The 20,178-nt window shown below is 71.7% G+C and carries 18 protein-coding genes and 1 riboswitch; of the genes, 14 read left to right on the top strand and 4 right to left on the bottom strand.

Annotation, left to right across the window (positions count from 1 at the left end; all coding sequences use genetic code 11):
- Positions 1-135 precede the first annotated feature (135 nt).
- Entirely contained in the window at positions 136-534 is a 399-nt protein-coding gene (locus LG395_RS11195; RefSeq protein ID WP_171157052.1) for a cytochrome c oxidase subunit 4, read from the top strand.
- Between the two features lie 181 nt (positions 535-715).
- Positions 716-1,978 carry a L,D-transpeptidase gene (locus LG395_RS11190; RefSeq protein ID WP_171157054.1) on the top strand — a complete coding sequence of 421 codons (1,263 nt, stop codon included), beginning with the start codon at positions 716-718 and terminating at the stop codon, positions 1,976-1,978.
- A gap of 236 nt (positions 1,979-2,214) precedes the next feature.
- Here LG395_RS11190 and LG395_RS11185 read toward each other — a convergent pair whose 3' ends face one another.
- The gene (locus LG395_RS11185; protein ID WP_225809258.1) at positions 2,215-2,616 is read right to left on the bottom strand and encodes a response regulator; all 402 of its coding nucleotides are present in this window, start codon (positions 2,614-2,616) and stop codon (positions 2,215-2,217) included.
- A gap of 166 nt (positions 2,617-2,782) precedes the next feature.
- Here LG395_RS11185 and ctaE point away from each other — a divergent pair, with 166 nt between their 5' ends.
- The 7 genes from ctaE to LG395_RS11150 all read left to right on the top strand — a co-directional run bounded on the left by ctaE (position 2,783) and on the right by LG395_RS11150 (position 12,278).
- Entirely contained in the window at positions 2,783-3,403 is a 621-nt protein-coding gene (ctaE, locus tag LG395_RS11180; protein WP_171157058.1) for an aa3-type cytochrome oxidase subunit III, read from the top strand.
- 62 nt (positions 3,404-3,465) lie between these two features.
- On the top strand, positions 3,466-4,278 hold the full coding sequence (qcrC, locus tag LG395_RS11175; protein ID WP_171157060.1) for a cytochrome bc1 complex diheme cytochrome c subunit: 813 nt from the start codon (positions 3,466-3,468) through the stop codon (positions 4,276-4,278).
- Entirely contained in the window at positions 4,275-5,333 is a 1,059-nt protein-coding gene (gene qcrA / locus LG395_RS11170; RefSeq protein ID WP_225809256.1) for a cytochrome bc1 complex Rieske iron-sulfur subunit, read from the top strand. The genes qcrC and qcrA overlap by 4 nt, the downstream gene beginning before the upstream one ends.
- Positions 5,330-6,967, top strand: a complete 1,638-nt coding sequence (qcrB, locus tag LG395_RS11165) for a cytochrome bc1 complex cytochrome b subunit (protein WP_171157064.1) — start codon at positions 5,330-5,332, stop codon at positions 6,965-6,967. The genes qcrA and qcrB overlap by 4 nt, the downstream gene beginning before the upstream one ends.
- 121 nt (positions 6,968-7,088) lie before the next feature.
- The gene (gene trpD / locus LG395_RS11160; protein WP_225809255.1) at positions 7,089-8,153 is read left to right on the top strand and encodes an anthranilate phosphoribosyltransferase; all 1,065 of its coding nucleotides are present in this window, start codon (positions 7,089-7,091) and stop codon (positions 8,151-8,153) included.
- Between the two features lie 73 nt (positions 8,154-8,226).
- A riboswitch (SAM riboswitch) is annotated at positions 8,227-8,344 on the top strand.
- A 142-nt stretch (positions 8,345-8,486) separates the two neighbouring features.
- Positions 8,487-9,848: an aminotransferase class V-fold PLP-dependent enzyme gene (locus LG395_RS11155; protein ID WP_225809253.1), complete on the top strand. Its 1,362-nt coding sequence runs from the start codon at positions 8,487-8,489 to the stop codon at positions 9,846-9,848.
- A 51-nt stretch (positions 9,849-9,899) separates the two neighbouring features.
- Positions 9,900-12,278 carry a serine/threonine-protein kinase gene (locus LG395_RS11150; RefSeq protein WP_225809252.1) on the top strand — a complete coding sequence of 793 codons (2,379 nt, stop codon included), beginning with the start codon at positions 9,900-9,902 and terminating at the stop codon, positions 12,276-12,278.
- Positions 12,279-12,303: 25 nt separating this feature from the next.
- Here LG395_RS11150 and LG395_RS11145 read toward each other — a convergent pair whose 3' ends face one another.
- Both LG395_RS11145 and LG395_RS11140 read right to left on the bottom strand, forming a co-directional pair.
- Entirely contained in the window at positions 12,304-12,585 is a 282-nt protein-coding gene (locus LG395_RS11145; RefSeq protein ID WP_014672228.1) for an Lrp/AsnC family transcriptional regulator, read from the bottom strand.
- Positions 12,582-13,325, bottom strand: coding sequence for a rhomboid family intramembrane serine protease (locus LG395_RS11140; RefSeq protein WP_171157071.1), 744 nt, complete (start codon positions 13,323-13,325; stop codon positions 12,582-12,584). The genes LG395_RS11145 and LG395_RS11140 overlap by 4 nt, the downstream gene beginning before the upstream one ends.
- A 152-nt stretch (positions 13,326-13,477) precedes the next feature.
- On the opposite strand from LG395_RS11140, the gene LG395_RS11135 reads away from it, so the two are divergent.
- The 5 genes from LG395_RS11135 (at position 13,478) to LG395_RS11115 (ending at position 18,824) form a co-directional block, all read left to right on the top strand.
- Entirely contained in the window at positions 13,478-13,717 is a 240-nt protein-coding gene (locus tag LG395_RS11135; RefSeq protein ID WP_014672226.1) for a hypothetical protein, read from the top strand.
- 47 nt (positions 13,718-13,764) lie between these two features.
- Positions 13,765-15,108 carry an NYN domain-containing protein gene (locus LG395_RS11130; RefSeq protein ID WP_225809251.1) on the top strand — a complete coding sequence of 448 codons (1,344 nt, stop codon included), beginning with the start codon at positions 13,765-13,767 and terminating at the stop codon, positions 15,106-15,108.
- 211 nt (positions 15,109-15,319) lie between these two features.
- Positions 15,320-16,363, top strand: coding sequence for a C40 family peptidase (locus LG395_RS11125; protein WP_171157074.1), 1,044 nt, complete (start codon positions 15,320-15,322; stop codon positions 16,361-16,363).
- A gap of 238 nt (positions 16,364-16,601) precedes the next feature.
- Positions 16,602-17,609 (top strand): C40 family peptidase, encoded by a 1,008-nt coding sequence (locus LG395_RS11120; RefSeq protein ID WP_225809250.1) that lies wholly within the window; start codon positions 16,602-16,604, stop codon positions 17,607-17,609.
- A gap of 27 nt (positions 17,610-17,636) precedes the next feature.
- On the top strand, positions 17,637-18,824 hold the full coding sequence (locus tag LG395_RS11115; RefSeq protein ID WP_225809249.1) for a hypothetical protein: 1,188 nt from the start codon (positions 17,637-17,639) through the stop codon (positions 18,822-18,824).
- A gap of 36 nt (positions 18,825-18,860) precedes the next feature.
- On the opposite strand, the gene LG395_RS11110 is transcribed toward LG395_RS11115, so the two are convergent.
- Positions 18,861-20,096, bottom strand: a complete 1,236-nt coding sequence (locus tag LG395_RS11110; protein ID WP_225809248.1) for a glycosyltransferase 87 family protein — start codon at positions 20,094-20,096, stop codon at positions 18,861-18,863.
- Positions 20,097-20,178: the final 82 nt, after the last annotated feature.

The following is a 20,178-nucleotide window of genomic DNA, read 5'->3' as shown; positions in this document are numbered from 1 at the left end:
CAACTTCGTCACCCTGCCGCGGATCCGCAGCGAGTCCCCGGCGTTCGACCTGCACCACCCTGAGATCGCCGCGCTCGAGCAGCTCGAGCACGCCGGTCACGGCACCGCCGTCGCGGGCAGCAAGGAGGCCGGCAAGTGAAGATCCAGGGTCGGATGTTCGTCTGGCTGAGCGTCTTCATTCTGATCATGGCCATCGTGTATGGCGTGTGGTCGAAGGAGCCGGCCGGCACTACCGCGCTCTTCCTGGCCTTCGGCCTGAGCGTCATGATCGGCTTCTACCTGGGCTTCACCGCCCGGCGGGTCGACGCGGGCGCCCAGGACGACAAGGAGGCCGACGTCGCGGACGACGCGGGCGAGCTGGGTTTCTTCAGCCCGCACAGCTGGCAGCCGCTCATGCTGGGCTTCGGCGGCGCCGTCGCCTTCCTCAGCATCGCGGTCGGCTGGTGGCTGATCTACTTCGCCGCCCCGTTCATCGTGGTCGGCATCTTCGGCTGGGTGTTCGAGTACTACCACGGTGAGAACCGCACCCAGTAGAACGCGCGGCGACGCACCGGGAGCCCGGACCCTCCATCAGGGGGTCCGGGCTCCCGGCTTTTCCGGCCGCTCCGGCGTCCCTTCCGCGCGTCCCGCGGGTGTCGTTCTTCTGGCGCAGTGTCGTTCGCTCGTACGAGTTACCTGCCATGCCAGTGAGGTCCTCATCTCATAGCGTGATCATATGAACCACACTCCGCGGACCCGCACCGTCGTCAGCTGCGCGCTGCTGGTGACCGCCCTCGGCGCGGGCGTCACCGCTTGCGGTTCGGACGGCAACCCCCTGTCGGCCAGGCCGTACGACGCAGCGGGCCTGATCTCCTTCAACGGCCCCACCGAAGCGGGGAAGCCGGCCGACCCGGACAAACCCCTGGAGGTGACCGCCAACAGCGACGAGGGCCGTATCACGGACGTCACCGCCCAGGACGCCACAGGGCGCCGCGTGGCGGGCGAACTCGCCGCCGACGGCAGCCGCTGGCACAGCACCTCCCCGCTGGCCGCCAACGCCCACTACACGGTCACGGTGAGCACCGAGGACGAGGACGGCGCCCCCGGCCGCAAGGTCCTCACGTTCGACACCAGCCGGCCCACCAGCAAGCAGCGTCTGAACGTCACGTTCGGGCCGGAGAAGGGCACCTACGGCGTCGGGCAGCCGATCACGGCCCAGCTCGACCACGAGATCAAGGACAAGGCGCAGCGCGCCGTCGTGGAACAGGCCCTGCGGGTGGACTCCACACCGGCCGTGCAGGGCTCCTGGTACTGGGTCGACAACAAGGAACTCCACTACCGGCCCAAGGACTACTGGCCCGCCCACGCCACCGTCCAGGTGCACAGCAACCTGGAGGGCGTCCGGGTCGGCGGCCGGCTGTGGGGCGGGGCGGCCAAGCCGCTGAAGCTCACCATCGGTGACAGGATCGAGGCGGTCACGGACGCCGCCACGCACCAGATGACGGTCTACAAGAACGGCAAGGAGATCAACCAGATCCCCATCACGACGGGCAAGCCGGGCTTCGAGACCCGCAACGGCGTCAAGGTGGTCCTGGCCAAGCAATACTACGTACGCATGCGCGGCACCACGGTCGGCATCGCCGAGGGCAGCGCCGACTCCTACGACCTGCCGGTCTACTACGCCACCAGGGTCACCTGGTCCGGCGAGTACGTCCACGCCGCCCCCTGGTCGGTGGGCTCCCAGGGGTACGCCAACGTCAGCCACGGCTGCACCGGCATGAGCACGTCCAACGCCGAGTGGTTCTTCAACACCGTCCGCGAGGGCGACATCGTCAAGGTCGTCAACTCCAACGGCGACGAGATGGAGCCCTTCGGCAACGGCTTCGGCGACTGGAACGTCGACTGGCAGAAGTGGCGCAAGGGCAGCGCACTCTTCAAGGGCACACCGGACGGCCCGGCCCCGGGGGACGCGCTGCGCGTCCAGCCGGCGGCGGCGTGATGAAGGGGCGCGGGGAACCGTGCGAGGAGGGCCCACCGGCCCGTACTCGGCAGGGAACCCGGCGCCCCTCCCCGCCGGGGCCTCTCGTGCGGATCACGCCGGGCTCGCGGGCCCTGGCGCCGCGCCTCGCCGCGTTGCCGTCGGTTGCCGCGGCTCCGCCACGGCGCCCTCCCGTGCCGTGGGACGCACGGCACCAGGCCCCGCTCCCCGGTCCGGCCCGGTCCGGGCGGAAGACCCTAGGCGCCCACCAGGCGCCGCTGCCGCAGCAGGGAGGCCAGGGCGGAGGCGAACTCCACCGGGTCCACCGGCAGGGTGACGGCGGCGTCGGCCCGGCTCCACGTGGCCAGCCACGCGTCCTGCGGCCGCCCCATGAGCAGCAGCACCGGCGGGCAGTCGAACACCTCGTCCTTGATCTGCCGGCACACCCCCATGCCGCCCATCGGCACGGCCTCGCCGTCGAGCACGCAGACGTCGATGCCGCCCTTGTCCAGCTCCCGCAGCACCGCCTGCGGAGTCGCGCACTCCACGAACTCGACGAGGGGGACGTCGGGCGCCGGGCGGCGCCCGGCGGCCAGCCGTACTTGCTCGCGGGTGTTGGAGTCGTCGCTGTAGACCAGCACCGTGGCGGTCGGCTGCATTGTTCCTCCGAGACGTCAGCGTCGTACGGACAGGACGGGCGGGCCCGTTCCGGCGGATGTTACTCCCGCCGACGTCCCCATGAACACCACGTCAACACCGGTCCGGCGGGTGGCAACACTCCGAACGGCACCCCCCGGAGTGAGCGCGAGATAAGCGACCGACATAATGTCGGTCGTGGCGACAGCAACGACAGTAGAAACCGGGCACGCGCACCCGTCGGTCAACCGGCCGAACCTCACCAGCGTCGGAACCATCATCTGGCTGAGTTCCGAGCTGATGTTCTTCGCGGCCCTCTTCGCGATGTACTTCACCCTCCGGTCGGTGACCGGACCGGCTCACTGGAAGGGGATGGCGGAGGCACTGAATGTGCCCTTCTCCGCCACGAACACCACGATCCTGGTGCTCTCCTCCCTCACCTGCCAGCTCGGCGTGTTCGCGGCCGAGCGCGGCGATGTGAAGAAGCTCCGTGGCTGGTTCATCCTCACCTTCATCATGGGTGCGATCTTCATCGGCGGTCAGATCTACGAGTACACGGAGCTGGTGAAGAAGGACGGCATCTCGCTGTCCTCCGACCCGTACGGCTCGGTGTTCTACCTGACCACCGGCTTCCACGGCCTGCACGTGACGGGCGGTCTCATCGCCTTCCTGCTGGTCCTCGGCCGCACCTACATGGCCAAGAGGTTCACCCACGAGCAGGCGACCGCCGCCATCGTCGTGTCCTACTACTGGCACTTCGTCGATGTCGTCTGGATCGGCCTCTTCGCCACGATCTACCTGATCAAGTAGCCGGGCCCGCTCCCGCACATCCAGAAGCACCGACGCAGAAGATCCTGACACCGGGGTAATCCGTGAAAAAGCTCTCCGCACGACGACGCCATCCGCTGGCGGCGGTCGTCGTCCTACTCCTCGCGCTGGCGGCCACTGGGGGGCTGTACGCCGCGTTCGCGCCCGCGGGCAAGGCGCAGGCCGATGAAACCTCCCAGTCCCTGACCATCAAGGAGGGCAAGAAGCTCTACGAGGTCGGCTGCGCCAGCTGCCACGGCACCGGTGGCCAGGGCTCCTCCGACGGCCCGAGCCTCGTCGGCGTGGGCGCCGCGGCCGTCGACTTCCAGGTCGGCACCGGCCGTATGCCCGCCGCCACCTCGCAGGGCGCCCAGATCCCGCGCAAGAAGAACATCTACTCGCAGGCCCAGATCGACCAGCTGGCCGCGTACGTCGCGTCGCTGGGTGCCGGCCCGGCCGTTCCCACGGAGCAGCAGTACGGCCCCGCGGGCGCGGACACCGCCAAGGGCGGCGAGCTGTTCCGCACCAACTGCGCGCAGTGCCACAACTTCACCGGCAAGGGCGGTGCCCTGACCAAGGGCAAGTTCGCGCCGAGCCTGGAGGGTGTCGCTCCGAAGCACATCTACGAGGCCATGCAGACGGGCCCGCAGAACATGCCGTCCTTCCCCGACACCACCCTGTCGGAGAAGAACAAGAAGGACATCATCGCGTACCTCAACGCGGTCAACGGCGACAAGACCGAGAACCCGGGTGGTCTGGAGCTGGGCGGCCTCGGGCCGGTCAGTGAGGGTCTGTTCGGCTGGATCTTCGGCCTCGGCACGCTCATCGTGGTCGCCGTCTGGGTCGCCGCTCGGACCGCAAAGGCCAAGAAGTCATGAGTAGCCAAGACATTCCAGAAGAGAACCTGCCCGCTGAGCAGGACCACGCGCACGGCGCGGTAGGGATCGCGGACGAGGAGAACCCGTTCGCCGACCCGGGGCTGCCGCCGCACGAGCACCGGATCCAGGACATCGACGAGCGGGCCGCCAAGCGGTCCGAGCGCGTGGTGGCCCTGCTGTTCACGGTGTCGATGCTGGCCACCATCGGCTTCATCGTCGCGTACCTGGCCATCCCGAACGACAAGCAGATCTTCGTCTTCCCGATCGGTCACATCAGCGCGATGAACTTCGCGCTCGGTCTGACCCTCGGTGTGGCGCTGTTCTGCATCGGCGCGGGCGCGGTCCACTGGGCCCGCACCCTGATGTCCGACGCGGAGATCGCCGACGACCGTCACCCGATCGAGGCTCCCGCCGACGTCCGGGCGAAGGTCCACGACGACTTCCGCCAGGGCGCCAAGGAGTCGGCGCTCGGCCGCCGCAAGCTGATCCGCAACACCATGTTCGGCGCGCTGGCCCTGGTGCCGCTCTCCGGTGCCATGCTGCTCGGCGGTCTCGGCCCGGCGCCGGGGACCAAGCTGCGCCACACCCTGTGGGCCAAGGGCAAGCGCCTGGTCAACATGAACACGAACCAGCCGCTGCGTCCCGAGGACGTCGCCGTCGGCTCGCTCACCTTCGCCAAGCCGGACGGCCTGGAGGAGCACTCCGAGGAGTTCCAGACGGAGATCGCCAAGGCCGCCCTGATGATCGTCCGGCTCCAGCCGGGCAACATCAAGGACAAGCGCGAGCTGGAGTGGTCGCACGAGGGCATCGTCGCGTACTCGAAGATCTGCACCCACGTCGGCTGCCCGATCTCCCTGTACGAGCAGCAGACGCACCACGTGCTGTGCCCGTGCCACCAGTCCACCTTCGACCTCTCCGACGGTGCCCGAGTGATCTTCGGCCCCGCCGGCCACGCCCTGCCGCAGCTGCGCATCGGTGTGGACAGTGAGGGTTACCTCCAGGCGCTCGGCGACTTCGAGGAGCCCGTCGGTCCTGCATTCTGGGAGCGCGGATGAGTACTTCAGCGAACGAGACCTCCCGCTCGCGCGGGCAGGCACCGGCCGGCGAGCGTCTCGCCGACTGGGCCGACGGCCGGCTCGGGATCTACTCCCTGGCCAAGGCCAACATGCGCAAGATCTTCCCCGACCACTGGTCGTTCATGTTGGGTGAGGTCTGCCTCTACAGCTTCATCATCATCATCCTGACGGGTGTCTACCTGACGCTGTTCTTCCACCCGTCGATGAACGAGGTGGAGTACCACGGCTCGTACGTCCCGCTCCAGGGACAGCTGATGTCCGAGGCGTTCAGCTCGACCCTGCACATCTCCTTCGACGTGCGCGGCGGTCTGCTCATCCGGCAGATCCACCACTGGGGCGCGGTCGTCTTCATCGCCGGCATGTTCGTGCACATGATGCGCGTCTTCTTCACCGGCGCGTTCCGCAAGCCGCGTGAGATCAACTGGCTGTTCGGCTTCCTGCTGTTCGTCCTGGGCATGTTCACCGGTTTCACCGGTTACTCGCTCCCGGACGACCTGCTCTCCGGCACCGGTGTCCGCTTCATGGAGGGCGCGATCCTGTCCGTGCCGATCGTCGGCACGTACATCTCGTTCTTCCTCTTCGGCGGCGAGTTCCCGGGCGGCGACTTCGTGGCCCGCTTCTACTCGATCCACATCCTGCTGCTGCCGGGCATCATGCTGGGCCTGGTGGTGGGCCACCTGATCCTGGTCTTCTACCACAAGCACACGCAGTTCGCGGGTCCCGGCAAGACGAACAAGAACGTCGTCGGCATGCCGCTGCTGCCGGTGTACATGGCGAAGGCCGGCGGCTTCTTCTTCCTGGTCTTCGGTGTGCTCGCGGCCCTCGCGGCCATCGCGCAGATCAACCCGATCTGGGCCATCGGCCCCTACCGTCCGGACCAGGTGTCCACCGGCGCCCAGCCGGACTGGTACATGGGCATGGCCGAGGGTCTGATCCGCGCCATGCCGGGCTGGGAGATCAACTTCTGGGGCCACACGCTGGTCCTGGGCGTGTTCATCCCGCTGATGCTGTTCGGCGTGATCCTCGCCGCGATCGCGGTCTACCCGTTCATCGAGGCCTGGGTCACCGGCGACAAGCGCGAGCACCACATCCTGGACCGCCCGCGCAACGCCCCGACCCGTACGGCGTTCGGCGTCGCCTGGCTGACCGTGTACTTCGTCATGCTGATCGGTGGTGGCAACGACATCTTCGCCACCCACTTCCACCTGTCGATCAACGCGGTCACCTGGTTCGTCCGGATCGCCTACTTCGTGGCTCCGGTCATCGCGTTCATCGTCACCAAGCGGATCTGCCTGGGCCTCCAGCGCCGCGACCGCGACAAGGTGCTGCACGGCCGCGAGACCGGCATCATCAAGCGGCTGCCGCACGGTGAGTTCATCGAGGTGCACGAGCCGCTGAGCCAGGAGCAGCTGCACACGCTCACCTCGCACGAGCAGTACCAGCCGGCCGAGATCGGTCCGACGGTCGACGAGAACGGGGTCGAGCGCAAGGTCCCGGCCTCGGTGAAGCTGCGGGCGAAGCTGTCCAACGCCTACTTCGGTGAGGACAACCAGATCCCGAAGCCGACCGTCGAGGAGTACAAGGAGATCACGAGCGGCCACGGCCACCACTGATCACCGCGTCGCCACGCCACGATGAAGGGCCCCGTCCGGGTTGCGGACGGGGCCCTTCAGCGTGCCGTCCGGCTGGATAGGGTGGTGTCCGACGTAGCAGGAACTGTTCGAGGAGCGGCTGATGAGCGCTGTGACCCCCGCTGGAGGCGACACCACGGCGGGCCGCTCCTGGCCCGCCCTGCTGAACGGTCTGCTGGAGGGCCGGGACCTGTCCGCCGACGACACCGCCTGGGCGATGGACCTGATCATGCGCGGGGAGGCGACCGACGCGCAGATCGCCGGGTTCATGGTGGCGCTGCGGGCCAAGGGCGAGACGGTCCAGGAGATCACCGGACTGGTGCGGACGATGTACGCGCACGCGAACGTCATCGAGGTGCCCGGCCCGGCCGTCGACATCGTCGGCACCGGCGGCGACGGCGCCAAGACGGTCAACATCTCCACCATGTCCTCGATCGTCGTCGCGGGCACGGGGGCGAAGGTCGTCAAGCACGGCAACCGCGCCGCGTCCTCCGCCTCCGGCTCCTCCGACGTCCTGGAGAAACTGGGCATCAACCTCAACCTGACCCCGCGGCGGGTGGCCGAGGTGGCCGAGGAGGCCGGCATCACCATCTGCTTCGCGGTGCGGTTCCACCCGTCGCTGCGTCACGTCGCCGCGGCCCGCGGCCAGCTCGGCATCCGGACCACCTTCAACGTGCTGGGCCCGCTGACCAACCCCGCCCAGGTGCGGGCGCAGGCCGTGGGCGTCGCGGATCCCCGCATGGCGCCGATCGTCGCCGGTGTCCTCGCCGAGCGCGGCAACTCCGCGCTGGTCTTCCGCGGTGACGACGGCCTGGACGAGCTGACCGTCACCGCTGCCTCCCGGGTGTGGGTGGTCCGGGACGGCAAGGTCACGGAGGAGGTCTTCGACCCGCGCGACGCCGGCATCGACCTCGTCCCCGTGGAGGCCCTGCGCGGTGCCGACGCCTCCTACAACGCCGAGGTCGCCCGCCGGCTGCTGGACGGCGAGCGGGGCGCCGTACGCGACGCCGTCCTGCTGAACTCGGCGGCGGCGCTGGTGGCCCTGGAGCCGACGGACGCGCCGCTCACCGAGCAGATCCGCGCGGGCATGGCGCGGGCCGCGGAGTCCATCGACTCGGGCGCGGCCAAGCGCACCCTGGAACGCTGGGTGGCCGTCAGCAACGCCTGACGCCCCCGGGGGTCGTCCCGCGATCCGGACACGGGTTGCGGGACGACGATCACTTCAGTACGTTCCTGTACCAGGTCATGAGTGACAGTCATGAGGCCCCGGCCGACTGTCCGGCAACCCTCCGTCCGTGGCGGGGTGCCCCGGGTGAAGACCAGGTCGTACGGCAGCAAGGCCTACGGCAAGCGCGGACCCCTCACACACCAGGGGTCCTGGTCGTTCGAGGGAGCCTTCCGTGAGCAAGCGAATGCGTTAGGGCCGCAGAGCCCCGCCTCCGCACAGCCCTTTGCAGCCCTTTTCTGCATTTCTCCGCATTCCTGTCACGGGAGTTCCGCCATGTCTGTCTCCACCGCTGCCGCCGACCAGTCCGTTTGCACCCCTCTGCCCGTTCTCGGGCGGGATGTCACCGTCCCGCTGGTCACCGGAGGCGAGGTCAGCTACGCCGCCCTGGACTACGCGGCCAGCGCCCCCGCCCTCCAGCGCGTCTGGGACGACGTCGCCGCGTACGCCCCGTACTACGGCAGCGTCCACCGCGGTGCCGGCTACCTCTCCCAGCTCTCCACCGACCTGTTCGAGAACGCCCGCAAGACGGTCGCCGACTTCCTCGGCTGCCGCCCGGCCGACCAGGTGGTCTTCACCCGTTCGACCACCGACTCCCTCAACTTGCTGGCCCGGGCGGTCCCGGCCGGCTGCCAGGTCTTCGTCTTCGAGACCGAGCACCACGCCTCGCTGCTGCCCTGGCAGGACGCGCGGGTCACCTACCTCGACGCCCCGCGCACCCCGCGGCAGGCCGTGGAGACCCTGGAGCGGGCCCTGGCCGACCGGGACCCGCACGGACCGGCCCTGGTCTGCGTCACCGGCGCCTCCAACGTCACCGGCGAGCTGTGGCCGGTGCGTGAACTGGCCGCCGCCGCGCACGCTCACGGCGCCCGCATCGTCCTGGACGCCGCCCAGCTGGCCCCGCACCACCCGGTGGACCTCCGCGAGCTGGACGTCGACTGGATCGCCTTCTCCGGCCACAAGCTGTACGCGCCCTTCGGCTCCGGCGTCCTGGCCGGCCGCGCCGACTGGCTCCAGGCGGCCGAGCCGTACCTCGCGGGCGGCGGCGCGAGCCGCAAGGTCACCCGGCGCGAGGACGGCGGCGTGGCCGTCGAGTGGCACGAGACGGCGGCCCGCCACGAGGCCGGCTCCCCGAACGTCATCGGCGCCTACGCCATCGCCTCCGCCTGCAAGGCCCTCACCGAGGCCGGCTGGGACGGCCTCGTCGCCCGCGAACAGCACCTGATCGCGAAGGTCCGTGAGGGCCTGGCCGAGGTGCCCGGGGTGCGCGTGCTGTCCCTCTTCGGCGACGACGCCCCGCGCGTCGGCGTGATCTCCTTCGTCGTCGAGGGCTGGAACAGCTCGCACTTCGCCGCCGCGCTCTCCGCCGAGTACGGCATCGGCGTCCGCGACGGCCTCTTCTGCGCCCACCCCCTGGTCCGCACCCTGCTCGGCAGCGACCCGCAGACCCAGGGCGAGTGCGGCGCCCCCGAGGCGGCCCCGGGCGAGAAGTCCCTCAACGCCATCCGCGTCAGCTTCGGCGCGGGCACGCCGGACGAGCACGTGGAGCGCTTCGTGAACGCCGTCGGGGAACTGGTGGCGCAGGGCGCGAAGTGGCAGTACCGCACGGAGGACGGTCGCTGCGTGCCCGCGGTCTGAGCCGCGCTATAACCTCCCCTTGACACCACGTCGGACAGGGGGACACCGCCAGTGCAGCCGCTGCGTGCCACAGATCCGCGCCACATCGGCCCGTACACCACCACGCACAGACTGGGCGCGGGCGGCATGGGCGAGGTCTACCTCGCCGAGTCCCGCACCGGACTGCGGCTCGCGGTGAAGGTCGTACGGGCCGAGCACGCCGAGGACCGCACCTTCCGCGCCCGCTTCCGCCACGAGGTCCGCGCCGCCCAGACCGTCGGCGGCGCGGACACCTACACCGCACGGGTCGTCGACGCCGACACCGAGGCCGAACGGCCCTGGATGGCAACGGAGTTCGTGTCCGGGCCGAACCTGCGGGACGCCGTGCTCGACCACGGGGCGCTGCCGCGTCCCGCGGTCCGGATCCTCGCCGGCGCGCTCGGTGAGGCGCTGGCGGCCATCCACGCCAAGGGGCTGGTCCACCGGGACCTGAAGCCGTCGAACATCCTGCTGGGCCCGGACGGGCCCCGGGTCATCGACTTCGGGATCGTCCGGGCGCTGGAGGCCACCTCGCTGACCCGCACCGGCGCGGTCGTCGGCTCGGTCGGCTACGTCTCGCCGGAGCAGATCCGCAACGGCGGCCAGGTCGGCCCGCCCAGCGACGTCTTCTCCCTCGGCGCGGTCCTCGCGTACGCGGCGGCCGGCCGGGAGCCGTTCGGCGAGGGGCAGGACTCGGTGGTCCTGCTGCGCATCCTCACCCGCGACTTCGACCTGTCCGGCGTCCCGGACGACATCCGCCCGCTGGTGACGGCCTGTCTGCGCGAGGACCCGCTGGAGCGCCCGGAGCCGGCGGCGGTGGTGGCGGGCGCCGGGTTCGCCCCGGACACCCTGCGCGCCGCCGTCCGCCCGGGCTGGTACGGCCCCGCGTCCCCGCCCCGCCCCACCCCGGACGACCGCCCCAGCGGCGTGGAGTACCTGTCCCCCTACCCCACCACCACCGACTCGACGGCTCCGGCGGCCCTCACCGCCGCGAACGGCCCGGCGGGGGGTGCCGGCCCGGCCGCCCCGGCACCGGCTGCCGCCTCGGGTGGCCCGGCGGTGGCGGTGACCGTGGGCGACTCGACGGCCTCCGCGGCCCCGGCGGACTCGGCGGGCCCCGCCGCCGCGAACGAGCCGGCGAGGGGTGCCACCCCGGCGGACTCGGCCGCCCCCGGCACGAACGGCGGCTCGGTCCGGGCGGACGGCTCCAGCGGTCCGGCCGGCTCGGACACCGTCGCCGCCCCGAGCCGTCGTCCGGGTGCCGTGGCTCCCGGGCGGCGGGGGCTCCTCACGGCCCTTGCCGGGGGAGCCGTGGCCGTGGCCGGGGTGGGGGTCGGCGGCCGGCTGTGGGGGTTCGGGTCCGGTACCGGGAGCGGGGGCGCCGGCGACCACTCACCGGCCCCGTCCGCCGACCGCCCGGACGGTGCGGCGGCGGTGCTGCGCTGGCAGTACGACCTCGGCGGCATCGGCGGTCTGGACGGGGCCTGCTGCGCGCTCTCCCCGGACGGTTCCGTCGTCTACGCCGGCACCTCCGGCGGTGTGCTGCACGCGGTCTCCCGGAACGGAGCCAGGCGCTGGAAGGTCCGGCTCGGCGACGACGTCTCCACGCCCGTGGCGACCCGGGACGCCGTGTACTGCGTGGTGGGCCTGCACTCCGAGGACGCGCGCCGGCTGACCGCGGTGAGCCCGTCCGGCAGCCCGCTGTGGACCCGCACCCTCGGCGACCAGCGGTACGACGTCCCCGTCCTGCTCGGCCAGGACGTACTCGTCTCCGTCGGCGGCACCGACACGGGCGGTCTGCGCTGCTACGCCTCCGACGGCAGCGAGAAGTGGACCGCCAAGACCCCCGCCGGCCCCACCGGCACCCCGCTCGTGACGGCCGGGACCGTCTGCACGGGCAGCTACGGCGACGTCCTGCTGGCGCTGGACGCCCGGGACGGTTCGCGCAAGTGGCAGGTGGCGTCCGCCGGCACCGACGTCACCGTCCTCGCCCTCGCGGGCACCACCCTGTTCACGGACGCCGCCGCCGAAAGCCAGGGCTTCCGCGTCACGGACGGCCGGCGGCTGTGGCGCAGGGAGGACGACGGCGGGATCCTCGCCGGGGGCAGCCGTACGCTGGCCGTAGGCACGGAACAGGGCGGCGTGTACGCCGTACGGGCGGCCGACGGCTCGCGCGCCTGGAAGTACGGATTCGAGGGCGGCACGGCCTACCCCCGCCTGGTGGTGGCGGGCGACACGGTGTACGCGTCCGCGGGCGGGCGGCTGTGTGCGCTGGACCTCGACGGGAAAAAGCGCTGGAACGCGATCCTGGGCCGGGACGCGGGCGACGACCAGCACACCCCGGTCGCGCGCGGCGGCCGGCTCTACGTCCCCTCGGGCAGCGGGATCGCCGCGGTGGACGTGAGCGCGTAGCCGTCGCGCAGGCCGTCCGGACCGGTCAGTTGTCGAGGCCGATCGCGAACGCGGCCTCCAGGTCGTGCTGGGAGTAGGTGCGGAACGCGACGTGCGTGTCCGTGGCCTCCACTCCGGGGATCTTGCTGATCCGCCCCGGGATGATCTCGGCGAGGTCCTCGTGCTCCCGCACCCGGACCATCGCGATCAGGTCGTAGGTACCGGTGACGGAGAACACCTCGCTCACCGAATCCAGCGAAGCGATCCGCTCCGCGATCTCGGGGATCCGGTCCACGCTGGTCTTGATCAGGACGATCGCGGTGATCACGGCTGTGTCTCTCCCTCGGTGACCGGAGCTGGGGCGGCTTTCACTCTAGTCCCACGGCCGTAACGCACCCACGCGTAGCCGAAGCCCAGGCCGAAGCCCACCAGGTGCGCCAGATACGCCACCCCGGGACCGTCGGAGGCGCGTCCCGCGGCGAGCCACTGCAGGGCCGCCCAGCACGGCAGCACCACCCACGCCGGGAAGCGCAGCGGCAGGAAGAACAGGAACGGCAGGAGACTGGTCACACGGGCGCGGGGGAAGAGGAAGAGGAACGCTCCGAGGACCGCCGAGACCGCCCCGGAGGCGCCGACCAGCGACTGCTCGGAGGCCGCGTTGGCCGCCGCGTACCCCAGCAGGGCGAGGTAGCCGCAGCCGACGTAGAACAGGGTGAACTCCACCCGGCCCATCCGTTCCTCGGTCATCGCTCCGAAGACGAAGAGGAACAGCATGTTGCCGAGCAGGTGCACCCAGCTGCCGTGCACGAACAGTGCGGTGGCCGGGGTGAGCGCGGCCCCGGCGGGGCCGTCGAACAGCTCGGCGGGCACCACGCCCCAGTGCCGGAAGTACGCCCGCTGCGCGGCGAGCAGCGCGTCCCCCGAGCCGTATCCGGGGACCAGTCCGGAGGCCGGGCCGAGGGCGAAGACCAGACCGCACAGGACGATGAGCCCGTACGTCATCGGTGCCGAGGTGCCCCGGACCGCTCTGAGTGCCCTGACGGCGGCCGTGCTCCAGGTGCTGATCATGACTACAGAGCATGACGTAACGGGACGCTTGCTGACAGACCGCCTCGCCGCCGTGGACGGACGGGCGGCGGGCACCCGGCAGGCCGTAGGGTTACGGCCACACGCGTCGGGGGACGGCGCGGACCGACACAAGAAGGAAGAGAACAGTCACCATGACGGTTCCCCTGCCGACGGCCACGACACGATGGCGCTGCACCCTGTGCGGCAACCTCACGCGCTTCGACGTGACCCGCTCGTCCAAGGTCGTCGAGTACGTCCACCTCGACCTGGCCGGCGAGCCGACGGTGGAGGAGCGCGAGGTGGTCAGTGAGACCATCGAATCGGTGCGCTGCCGCTGGTGCAACGCGGTGGACCAGGTGGAACTCGTGGACAGGCCGGGCGCCGGCTCCTGAGCGGAGCGGCCCCCGGAGAGGCTTATTCCGGTATTGGGGTGTGACGGATGGCGGAGACCGCAGGCGGGGGGCCGGGCGACGGCACCGCCGAGGTGCTTGACCGTCCGCTGCCCGACGGCGTGCGCAAGCGGGTCGTGCAGATCGTGTCCGACGGCTTCGGCGGGCTGACCGTGGCGGAACTGCCCGCCCAGCTCAGGCAGTACGCCCGGTTCACCCCCAGTCGCCGGGCGAAGTTCGCCGGCAACGCGATGGCGGCCGCGCTGGAGACCGACACCGTGTTCCGGCAGCGGATCGGGGAGCGGTTCAGAGAGGCGCAACCGGAACTCGCCGGTGCCCTCGACGCGGGCTCCCCGCCCCCGGCCGCGGACCCGCTCGACGTGGCGGCCGCGGCCTATGTGCTGCGCCCGGCGGGCTGGGTGAAGCTGGTCACCGCGGCCGGCGAGGAGGCCCTGCGCGCGCACGCCGAGCGTGCCGACGAGGAGAGCCGGGCCGAGCTGGAGCGGCTGCGCGCGGAGCTGGCGCAGGCCCGCGACCACACCCGTGCCGAGACCGAACGGCTGCGCACGGAGCTGGAGTCGGCGAAGAAGGAAGCGGAATCGCTGCACCGCAAGCTGCGCGCCGCCCTCAGCGACGTCAAACGCGGCGAGGCCGCGCTGCGCAAGGCGCAGCGCGAGCTGGACGCCGTACGCGCCGAGGCGCAGGCGCAGGTGTCGGCCGCGGAGAGCGAGTCACGGCGGCTCAAGGCCCGTCTGGGCGAGGCCGAGGCCGCGCTGGAGGCGACCCGCCGGGCGGCCCGGGAGGGCCGCAGCGTGGAGGACATGCGGGTGCGGCTGCTGCTCGACACCCTGCTGGACGCGACCCAGGGGCTGCGGCGCGAGCTGGCCCTGCCCCCGGTGTCCGTGCGCCCGGCCGAGACGGTGGACGCGGTCGAACCGGGCCGGATGACCCCGAAGGACATCGCGGCGCGCGCCCTGTCGGAGCACGATCCGGCCATTCTCGATCAACTGCTCGCCCTGCCGCAGGCGCACCTGGTCGTCGACGGTTACAACGTGACCAAGACCGGCTATCCGCAGATGCCGCTGGAGAAGCAGCGGCTGCGGCTGCTGGGCCAGCTCTCCGCGCTCGCCGCGCAGACCGGGGCCGAGGTGACGTGTGTCTTCGACGGCGCCGAACTGGCCGCGCCGGTGCTGCTCGCGCCACCGCGCGGGGTGCGGGTGCTGTTCTCCAAGCCGGGTGTCACGGCGGACGAGCTGATCCGCCAGCTGGTGCGCGCGGAGCCGCCGGGCCGTCCCGTCATCGTCGCCTCCACCGACCGGGAGGTGGCGGACGGGGTCGCGAAGGCGGGTGCCCGACCGGTGGCCTCTGCGGTGCTTCTGAAGCGACTGTCCTGAAGGTCCAAGGGACGTGACTGATGCCCGAATTGGCCGCATCGTCACGCGACGTAGGGTCAACCCGCTCTCACTGCACGTGAGTTGTGTGCAAAGAATGCACTGTGTGACGAGTTTTTTTGCTGTGGGATTTGAACTGATCACAACGAGGTCACTAGGGTCTGGGCTCGAACCTCCGAACGGGTGATCACTCACAAGAAGGAGTTCGTCCTCCGTGGCGTCCCACCGTCGACCCAAGCAGCCGAGTCGCACCCGTGTGACCGTGCTGACCACCGCAGCCGCCGCTGCCGTCGCGCTCAGCGCGAACGCCGCCAACGCCGCCCCCAGCGAGAAGCTGAGCAAGGACGAGGTGAAGGCGAAGGTCGACAAGCTCTACGAGCAGGCCGAGCAGGCGACCGAGAAGTTCAACGGCGCCAAGGAGAAGCAGCAGAAGCTGCAGAAGGAAATCTCCACCATCCAGGACAACGTCGCCCGCGGCCAGGAGGAGCTCAACAAGCTCCGCGACGGCCTGGGTTCGCTGGCCACCGCCCAGTACCGCTCCGGCGGCATCGACGCCTCGGTCCAGCTCTTCCTGTCGTCCAACCCGGACGACTACCTCGACAAGGCCTCCACGCTCGACCAGCTGAGCAGCCAGCAGGTCGACGCGCTGAAGAAGATCCAGGACAAACAGCGCGAACTCGCCCAGGAGCGGGCGGAGGCCACCGAGAAGCTCAAGGACCTCTCCGCCACCCGCACCGAGCTGGGCAACAAGAAGAAGGAAGTCCAGAACAAGCTCGCCGAGGCGCAGCGGCTGCTGAACTCCCTGACCGCCAAGGAGAAGGCGCAGCTCGCCCAGGAGGAGCAGCAGCGCGCCGACCGCTCCGCCAACGAGCGCGTGGACCTCGGCGACGCCCCGCCCGCCTCCGGTTTCGCCCAGGCGGCCTTCTCCGCCGCCCAGACCCGGCTCGGCTCGCCCTACGTCTACGGCGCCACCGGCCCGTCCTCCTTCGACTGCTCGGGCCTGACCTCCTGGGCGTACGCCCAGGCCGGCGTCTCCATCCCGCGCACCTCCGAGGCGCAGGCGCAGATCGGCACGAGGATCTACAACCAGAGCGACCTCAAGATCGGCGACCTGGTCTTCTTCTTCAACGACATCCACCACGTCGGCCTCTACGCGGGCAACGGCCGCATCCTGCACGCGCCGCGCACCGGCACGGTCGTCCGGTACGAGTCCATGTCGACCATCGGCGGCCCGTTCATGTTCGGCGTCCGGGTCTGACACCCGTCGACACACCGACACGGTGGCGCCCGAACGGGCGAATCACCGGGACGTGAACTGACTCCACGCCCCGCCGGTGACCTGCGTCAGCGGCGGGGCGTCACCCTGTGTTGACTCCGGGGTCTTTGGTCCCGCCCGGTCCGCGCGGCTACTGTCTGCCGCGTTTCCCCGGTGCCGGGGCCTCCCCGTCCCCAGGCGCCGGGGAAACGGTCTGTGTCCGCCAGCAGTTAGGACTGCCGTGGGGTCCCACCGTCGCCTTGCCCCGTCCGGATTCGACCGGGGCGCCGTCGCCCTGTGCGTGCTGTCGGCCGCCGCCGCGCTCGGCGCCGTACCGGCGCAGGGGGCACCGGGTGCCGACACCCGGGCCGAGGTGGACCGCCTGTACGCGGAGGCCGAGAAGGCGACCCAGGCCTTCGACAAGGCCGACGAGCGCGCCGGCCGGCTGCGCCGGGAGGTCCGGGACGCCCAGGACCACATCGCCCGGCAGCAGCAGCGCGTCAACGACCTGCGCGAGCAGCTGGGTTCGGTGGCCGGTGCCCAGTACCGCTCCGGTGGCATCGACCCGACGGTCGCCCTGCTCTTCGCCGCCGACCCCGACGACTACCTGGACAAGGCGTCCACGCTCGACCGCATCGGCACCCGGCAGGCCCGCCGGCTGGCGGAGTTGCAGTCGGCGCTGCGCGACCTCGCCCAGGAGCGCGCGGAGGCGGCCGGGAAACTCGCCGAGCTGGAGAAGAGCCGCCAGGCCGTGGCCGCGCACAAGCGGACCGTGGAGCGGAAGCTGGCCCGGGCCCGGCGGCTGATCAACGCCCTGCCCGCCGCCGACCGCGCGGCCTACGCGCGGGCCTCCCGTGACAGCCGTGCCGACCTGCCCGGTCCGCGCGGTGTCCCCGCCCCCGACGGCCGTGCCGCCGCCGCCCTGGCCGCCGCCCGCTCCGCCCTCGGCCGCCCCTACGTGTGGGGCGCCAACGGCCCCTCCGGGTTCGACTGTTCGGGCCTGATGCAGTGGGCGTACGCGCACGCCGGCGTCCATCTGCCGCGCACGTCGCAGGAGCAGCGGTTCGCCGGCCGTCAGGTGCCGCTCTCCCAGGCCCGCCCCGGGGACCTGGTCGTCTACCGCTCCGACGCCAGCCACGTGGCGATGTACGCCGGCAACGGCCAGGTCATCCACGCCCCCTATCCCGGTGCTCCGGTGCGCTACGACCCGGTCGGGATGATGCCGGTCTCCTCGATCACCCGGCCCTGACCGCCCTGCTCACCGTACGATCGGGAAATGGCTGGTCGCAGACGGGTGTGGGAGAGCGGGGCCGTGGGGCTCGCCCTGCTGCTGCCGCTGGCCGGGTGCGGCGGGCACACGGTGACGGACTCCGCGCGGGCCGAGGTGCAGCGGGTGCTCGACCGGCGCGCGGCGGCCCTGCTCGGCCACGACGAGACGGCGTACGCCGCGACCGGCACCCGCACCGGGTACACCCGGCTGCGCGCCCTCCCGCTGTCGTCCTGGAGCTACCGGGTCACCGCCCTGCGCCGCACCCCCTCGGGGGCCACCGCCGACGCCGACCTGCGCTACCGCGTCGCCGGCTACGACAAGGCTCCCGTCGACGCCCCCCGCACCCTCACCCTCGGCCGCGCGGCCGGCGGCCACTGGTACGTGACCGCCGACGAGCCCGCCCGGAAGGCCGGGCAGCAGCTGTGGGACCAGGGCACGGTGACCGTGGTCAGGGGCGCGCACAGCCTGGTGCTCGGCGCCGGGGGGTCCGCCGCCGGCCTGCGGCCGTACGCGCGGCTGGCCGACCGGGCGGTCCCGGCCGTCTCCGGGGCCTGGGGCCGGGACTGGAGCCGCCGGATCGTCGTACTCGTCCCCCGGTCCCTGGAGGGCATGGCGGCGCTGCTCGGCTCGCCGGCCGGCAACTACCGGGGCATCGCGGCCGTCACCACGGGCGAGACGGGCGGCTCCGGCCGGTCGCCGGCGGACCGGGTGCTGGTCAACCCGGAGGCGTACGCCGTGCTCGGGGACGCCGGGAAGCAGGTCGTCCTCACCCACGAGACCACCCATGTCGCCACCCGCGCGGACACCACCGCCGCCACCCCGCTGTGGCTCTCCGAGGGCTACGCCGACTGGATCGGCTACCTGGGCACCGGCCGCACCCCGGCCGAGATCGCGCCGGAACTGGCCCGGGCGGTCCGGGACGGCGAGGTGCCCGACGCGCTCCCCGGCGACGGGGACTTCGCCTTCACCCGCGAGCCGACCCGGCTGGCACGGGCCTACGAGGGCGGCTGGCTGGCCTGCCGGATGATCGCCGAGCGGTGGGGCGCGGACCGGCTCGCCGCCTTCTACCGGGCCGTCGGCGCCCACGGCAAGCGGGCGGGCGCGGTGCGGCAGGCGCTCGGGAAGGTGCTCGGGACGACACCGGAGGAGTTCACCGCGAGCTGGCGCGCCTACCTCACGACCCGCCTCGGCTGAGCACGGCGTCCCGCCGGAGCCCCTGGCCGCCCGGACTCAGGAGGGCACCGAGGTCTCCTGCGCGTGGGTGGTCCGGGGCGGGAAGGGGGCGGTGGCGCGCGGCGGCGCGGTCGCGCGCCACAGCCGGCGGGCCGCCATGACGGTGGCCGCGACCAGCAGGCCGTTGCGCACCACCAGCAGCGTGACCCCGTACCAGTCGCTCGTCACCACGTGCGAGAAGCCGAGCGGGAACTCCAGCACCGTCACGAAGGACGCGAGGAGGCAGAGCAGCGCGGCCGGTCCCATGCGGCTCGCCCGGTACGAGACGCAGACGGCGGCCAGGCCGATCAGCCACACCAGGTACTGCGGGCTGATCACCCGGCTCGTCACCGTGAACAGCAGCACCGCCGTCAGGGCCGCGTCGGGGAGGGTGTGCGGCGCGAACCGGGTCGCGCGCAGCCGCCACAGCAGCAGCCAGCCGAAGGCGGCCCCGGTCAGCGCCAGCGCGGCCGTGCTGACCTGGTCGACGTGCGGGCCCAGGAACTCGATCGAGCCGTAGTTCAGCAGCACCTCGCCCCGCCAGCCGAAGTGCCGGGCCACGTGGAAGACCAGGGCGCCCAGCGACTCGACCTCGGTGCCCCGGTCCCGCTGGAAGGTCAGGAACGCGAAGGCGCCCGGCATGGACACCGAGAACAGCAGGGCGAGGCCCGCCGCGGTCACCACCGCCGACGCCCACGCCCGCCGTCGCACGGCACCGACCAGCAGCAGCGCCGGCCACACCTTCAGCAGCGCCCCGAAGGCGGTCAGGGCGCCCATCACCCGCGGGTGCCGCGTCCCGGCCAGCAGAGCCGCCACGGCGACCGCGGTCACCATCAGGTCGTAGCGGGCGTACACCGTCGGCCCGAGCAGCGGTACGCCCGCCACCCACACCCAGGCCCCGCGCGGCGACCGGCCCGGCCGTCCGCCCGCGTACCGCAGCAGAGCCAGCACGACGGCGTCGGCGAGGCAGGCCAGCACGAAGAAGGCGTGCGCGTACGACAGGAAGGGCAGCACGCCGGGGGAGAGGACGGGGAGGGCCGCGGCGGGCGGGTACTGCCAGGTCACGTCGTCCAGCGGAAACGTTCCTTGGCGCAGGACCTCGTACCAGCCGCGGTAGATCACCGACACGTCCGAGGTGACGTCCGGGCCCGGGAAGGCGAACACCCGGAACACGAACAGCAGCAGCAGCGCACGGGTGACGGCCCAGGTCGTGAGCAGCCATGCCAGGGACCGCCCGGCACCCTTCGTCTCCACCTGATCCCCCTGCCGTCCGCTTACCGCGTCGATCGCCGTGCCGTCCGCATCCGCTGCGAGCGTCCATGATGCAGTGAGCGCC

Source organism: Streptomyces spinosus, from assembly GCF_020400655.1.
Lineage (GTDB): Bacteria > Actinomycetota > Actinomycetes > Streptomycetales > Streptomycetaceae > Streptomyces > Streptomyces argyrophylli.
This window is presented reverse-complemented; position numbering and strand designations above follow the sequence as displayed.

Excerpts from the sequence above, each read along its gene's own strand:
- LG395_RS11190 (WP_171157054.1), top strand. The coding sequence starts at position 716 with ATGAACCACACTCCGCGGACCCGCACCGTCGTCAGCTGCGCGCTGCTG.
- LG395_RS11185 (WP_225809258.1), bottom strand. The coding sequence starts at position 2,616 with ATGCAGCCGACCGCCACGGTGCTGGTCTACAGCGACGACTCCAACACC.
- ctaE (WP_171157058.1), top strand. The coding sequence starts at position 2,783 with ATGTCGGTCGTGGCGACAGCAACGACAGTAGAAACCGGGCACGCGCAC.
- qcrA (WP_225809256.1), top strand. The coding sequence starts at position 4,275 with ATGAGTAGCCAAGACATTCCAGAAGAGAACCTGCCCGCTGAGCAGGAC.
- qcrB (WP_171157064.1), top strand. The coding sequence starts at position 5,330 with ATGAGTACTTCAGCGAACGAGACCTCCCGCTCGCGCGGGCAGGCACCG.
- trpD (WP_225809255.1), top strand. The coding sequence starts at position 7,089 with ATGAGCGCTGTGACCCCCGCTGGAGGCGACACCACGGCGGGCCGCTCC.
- LG395_RS11155 (WP_225809253.1), top strand. The coding sequence starts at position 8,487 with ATGTCTGTCTCCACCGCTGCCGCCGACCAGTCCGTTTGCACCCCTCTG.
- LG395_RS11140 (WP_171157071.1), bottom strand. The coding sequence starts at position 13,325 with ATGATCAGCACCTGGAGCACGGCCGCCGTCAGGGCACTCAGAGCGGTC.
- LG395_RS11135 (WP_014672226.1), top strand. The coding sequence starts at position 13,478 with ATGACGGTTCCCCTGCCGACGGCCACGACACGATGGCGCTGCACCCTG.
- LG395_RS11130 (WP_225809251.1), top strand. The coding sequence starts at position 13,765 with ATGGCGGAGACCGCAGGCGGGGGGCCGGGCGACGGCACCGCCGAGGTG.
- LG395_RS11115 (WP_225809249.1), top strand. The coding sequence starts at position 17,637 with ATGGCTGGTCGCAGACGGGTGTGGGAGAGCGGGGCCGTGGGGCTCGCC.